This is a genomic window from Deinococcus frigens DSM 12807, assembly GCF_000701425.1.
Classification (GTDB): Bacteria; Deinococcota; Deinococci; order Deinococcales; family Deinococcaceae; genus Deinococcus; species Deinococcus frigens.
On record NZ_JNIW01000117.1, the window covers coordinates 1 to 3,623 of the forward strand.

The window sequence follows — 3,623 nt, forward strand, 5'->3', positions numbered from 1 at the left end:
TGGGGCTTCGGTGGACGAACTGCTCCACCTCATTCGACTCTGGACGCCGCGCCAGACGACGGCTGTGGAAAGTGTCGGGTACTGAGCCCCTATTGTATCTGTAAAACCGATGTCCAACGAATGCTGCCCCTCTACCGGCCTCCACTCGGATGCCAGCTATTGCGGTTGCAGGCAACTCAATGGGACGCTGCGTCAGGGCAAGCCCAGCTCATCGCCCGTGGCGAAGACGCAGCCGCTGGTATCCATCCCGAAATCGGGGCCGAGTTGCAGATAATTGGTGCAATAGCGGGTGTTTGGGCCAGCCATATTGGCCAAGCTGGTACCGGTGGTAGCGAACAGAATGACGGCAAGTGCGCTCAGAAGTGCCTTTTTCATGAGTGATCTCCTTGCATGGATCAAGAAACTTTGAATCCCTGACCCTGGACTGCGGCTTCTCCCGGTCTCTAGTAGGTTGGGGAGTTATCCGTAGCATCCTCCCTTCCCCGCATCTCAACAGCCCCCATTGGTCATGCCTGGACCCGTGACCACTGGCACTTGACAAACCCGGTCTACGCGTCCAGGGGTAACCGTGGTGTTAACGTCAGCACAACACCGTGACCCTACCCAGCGATCCGTTCTATCCAGCCAGCCGTCACAACGTCACTGACGCCCTCACGCCCGTGGTCGGTCGCCTTATGCTTGCGCTGATGTACAGCGGGCAGGCTGTGCTAATCGGGTCGCTGCTGCTGACCCAGCCGGGCGTACTTGACCGAGGGGCGATGATTGGCGGAATCGTCGGTTACTAGGGCTTCGGGGTGTGCTTGGCCGGGCAAAGCTGGCCCGGTGCGTCAAGGTCGCTCAGGATTTACCTGACGGTGGGGAGGTCGGTGTGTTCTTTGCTCTTCAACCTGACCTTCAGCCGACTGGACGGCTTTACCGCGCTGTCGCTCCAGGTCGTCAGCGCCATCGTAATCGTCACCGTTGTCCCCAGCCGGGTGGCCATCGCCTGGATCGTACTGCAATCCCTGCTGCTGGCATGGGCCAACGCCTGGGGCGTGACGCTGGTGTACAAGGCGCTGCTGTATCCGTCCTACACCGTTATGCAACTGTTCTCGGCCTACGTGATGAAGATTTCGCTGCTGGAGCGTCGTCAGCGCCTGGAAATGATGCGGCTGAACAGCGAGCTGCGGGCGGCCAGAGACGCTATTGCCGCCGCCTCGCAACAGGCCGAGCGCCACCGCATCGCCCGCGATCTGCACGACACGCTGGGCCATAGCCTGACCGCGCTGAGCCTGGAACTGGAATTCGCCCGGCAGGTCCAGGGTCAGCGGAAACAGGACGCCCTGGCCCGCGCTCAGGACATCAACCAGCAGCTCCTGAGCGAGGTCCGGCAGACGGTGAATACCATCCGCGAACCGCAGGAACTGGGGCTGCGCGAACAGCTCAAGCGCCTGGGTGACCCCTTTCCAGCCCTGGACTTGCGGGTTCACCTTGACCCGGCGCTGACACTTGGCCCCGTAGTGGGCGAAACCCTCTTGAAATGTGTCCGCGAAGCCGTCACCAACGCGGTAAAACACGCCTCGGCCCCGCAGATAAACGTGTATCTGAGCCGGGATGTGGAAGGCGCGAGGCTGCGGATCGGCAACGCTCTGGGCGCGCCCGTCGCGGACGATTGGCAGGAGGGCCATGGATTACTGGGCATGCGTGAACGGCTCGAAGCCATCGGGGGGTGCCTGCTCGTTCGGCGTGATCCAGATTCCTTTCAGGTCGAGGCCGTGGTGCCGCTGGACCCCCCCGAGGAGGCACCATGAGATTGCTGCTGGCCGATGACCAGACCCTGGTACGGCAGGGGCTGCTGCGGCTGCTGTCGCTGGCACCCGACGTCGAGGTGGTGGCCGAGGCCGCAGACGGCGAGGAGGCCCTGACCCTGGCCCGCCGCCTGAGACCAGATCTCTTGTTGCTGGACGTGCGGATGCCTCAGTTGGACGGGCTGGGCGTATTGCGAACCCTGCGCGCCGAGGGGGACGAAACGCCTGTCGTCCTGCTCAGCACTTTCAGCGACGAGAACGCGGCCCTCAGCGGTCTGCGGCTGGGCGCGCACAGTTATCTGCTCAAGGACGTACATTTCGACGATCTGCTGCACACCTTGCAGGCCGCCCTCAACGGTGAACCTCAGGTCTACACCAGCGTTCCTCGGCACCTGGCCTCCGAGGTCAACGACTCCAAACTGTGGGACCTGACGGCCCGCGAACATGAGATTCTGCGCCTGATGGCTGGGGGCTATTCCAACAAGCAGATCGCCCTGGTGGTCGACCTTCAGGAGGGAACGGTCAAGAACCATGTGTCGAGCATTTTGCTCAAGCTCGGGGTTCATGACCGCACCCGCGCGGTCCTCAAGGCGCTGGAGATGGGCCTGCTCTGACGCTGCCATCACAGCCCTGATCCAGATTGCGGTTAAACTCCTCACTTTGACCCAACTGATACGAGAAGCGGAAGATACACGTTGCGTGGGATGAGCCAACACCTGGCGCTCTCCTGAATGTTGTGGTGTTTAGCCTAATCTGTATGACGTCTCCAGCCACCGAACCCGCTTCGACGCTTGCCGCGCATAGGCGATCTCGGCGCGGGTGCTTTCGCCGAAATAGCCGCCGACATTGATCACCAGAATCTCGTCGGCCAGATCGATCTTGTGGCGGTGGAGTTCAGCCAGGCCTTCCAGAGCAGCGTGTTTCTCTGCCACCGTCAGCCCGGCGAAGATTTCAGCGTCGGAGCGGAGATGACTCCCCACGCTCAGAACGATGCGGCCCGCCAGCGTTTCCGCTAAAGAAGCCGCATCGAACTGGTCCAGAAAGCGCACGCTGCCGCACAGGCAGACGATGGTGGGACGCTGTGAACTCAGAATTGCAGCGCGTATTTGACGCCGTCATTGCCGGTGCAATCGCCGATGCCGTGTTCGGTTTCGTCCACGGTCAGGGTGCAGGTCAGGGTCAGGGTGGGGGTGCCAGCGGTGCGGGCGATCAGGTTGCCGCTGCGGGTGACGGCGGCGCGCGGACGGGGCGTGTCGATGCGGGTGCCGATGCCCACCGCGCCGTTGGTGCCGATGGCCGCCGTGCCGCCCAGCGACAGACTTAAGCCCACGCCAGCGGGCAGGGGGCTGACGGCCCCACTGTTCAGGAGAGCGGTGCGCCCGCTGTAGGTCTGGCCGCCGACGCGGATGGTGGCGTTGTCGCTGGCGAAGGGATCGCCCAGACGCGGTTGCAGCGTGCCGCGCGAGAAGCTGACGGTTCCCTCCTGCCCGGTGACGCTGTTGACAATCCGGCCCACCTGCGGGCCAGTAACGTTGGGGGCGCAGGAGGCCAGCACACCCGCGAAGGCGGCGCTCAGCAGAAAAGGGGTCAGTTTCATGATGTTCTCAGTGTAACCGTCGGGCCTGACGGGGCCATGAGGCTGGAGGCGGGGTGCGCTCAGTTTTCAGTCAGGAGGAACCGGCGAACAGAGGTCAGTAACGCGGCCATGTCAGAGGCTGTTTGAAGCCCAATGTCTGGGGTATGGCGTGTGCATCGCCCGGCGTCAAGCGCACAACCTATTCAGCAAAATACAGCTCCCAGCCGCATCAATAAAGCCCTCGGAGATCGGCATACACT

Annotated in this window: 5 protein-coding genes; 2 read left to right on the top strand and 3 right to left on the bottom strand. The window is 62.7% G+C overall.

All coding sequences use genetic code 11. The annotated features are described in order from the left end of the window. Positions 1 to 192: 192 nt before the first annotated feature. Positions 193 to 375, bottom strand: a complete 183-nt coding sequence (locus tag Q322_RS0119655) for a hypothetical protein (protein WP_029479540.1) — start codon at positions 373 to 375, stop codon at positions 193 to 195. Between the two features lie 491 nt (positions 376 to 866). Here Q322_RS0119655 and Q322_RS0119665 point away from each other — a divergent pair, with 491 nt between their 5' ends. Both Q322_RS0119665 and Q322_RS0119670 read left to right on the top strand, forming a co-directional pair. Next, on the top strand, positions 867 to 1,790 hold the full coding sequence (locus tag Q322_RS0119665; RefSeq protein WP_156953188.1) for a sensor histidine kinase: 924 nt from the start codon (positions 867 to 869) through the stop codon (positions 1,788 to 1,790). Next, positions 1,787 to 2,401 carry a response regulator gene (locus Q322_RS0119670; protein ID WP_029479542.1) on the top strand — a complete coding sequence of 205 codons (615 nt, stop codon included), beginning with the start codon at positions 1,787 to 1,789 and terminating at the stop codon, positions 2,399 to 2,401. The genes Q322_RS0119665 and Q322_RS0119670 overlap by 4 nt, the downstream gene beginning before the upstream one ends. Positions 2,402 to 2,530: 129 nt before the next feature. Here Q322_RS0119670 and Q322_RS0119675 read toward each other — a convergent pair whose 3' ends face one another. Both Q322_RS0119675 and Q322_RS0119680 read right to left on the bottom strand, forming a co-directional pair. Next, on the bottom strand, positions 2,531 to 2,836 hold the full coding sequence (locus Q322_RS0119675; protein WP_245593329.1) for a hypothetical protein: 306 nt from the start codon (positions 2,834 to 2,836) through the stop codon (positions 2,531 to 2,533). 38 nt (positions 2,837 to 2,874) lie between these two features. Continuing rightward, positions 2,875 to 3,384, bottom strand: coding sequence for a hypothetical protein (locus tag Q322_RS0119680; RefSeq protein ID WP_029479544.1), 510 nt, complete (start codon positions 3,382 to 3,384; stop codon positions 2,875 to 2,877). Positions 3,385 to 3,623: the final 239 nt, after the last annotated feature.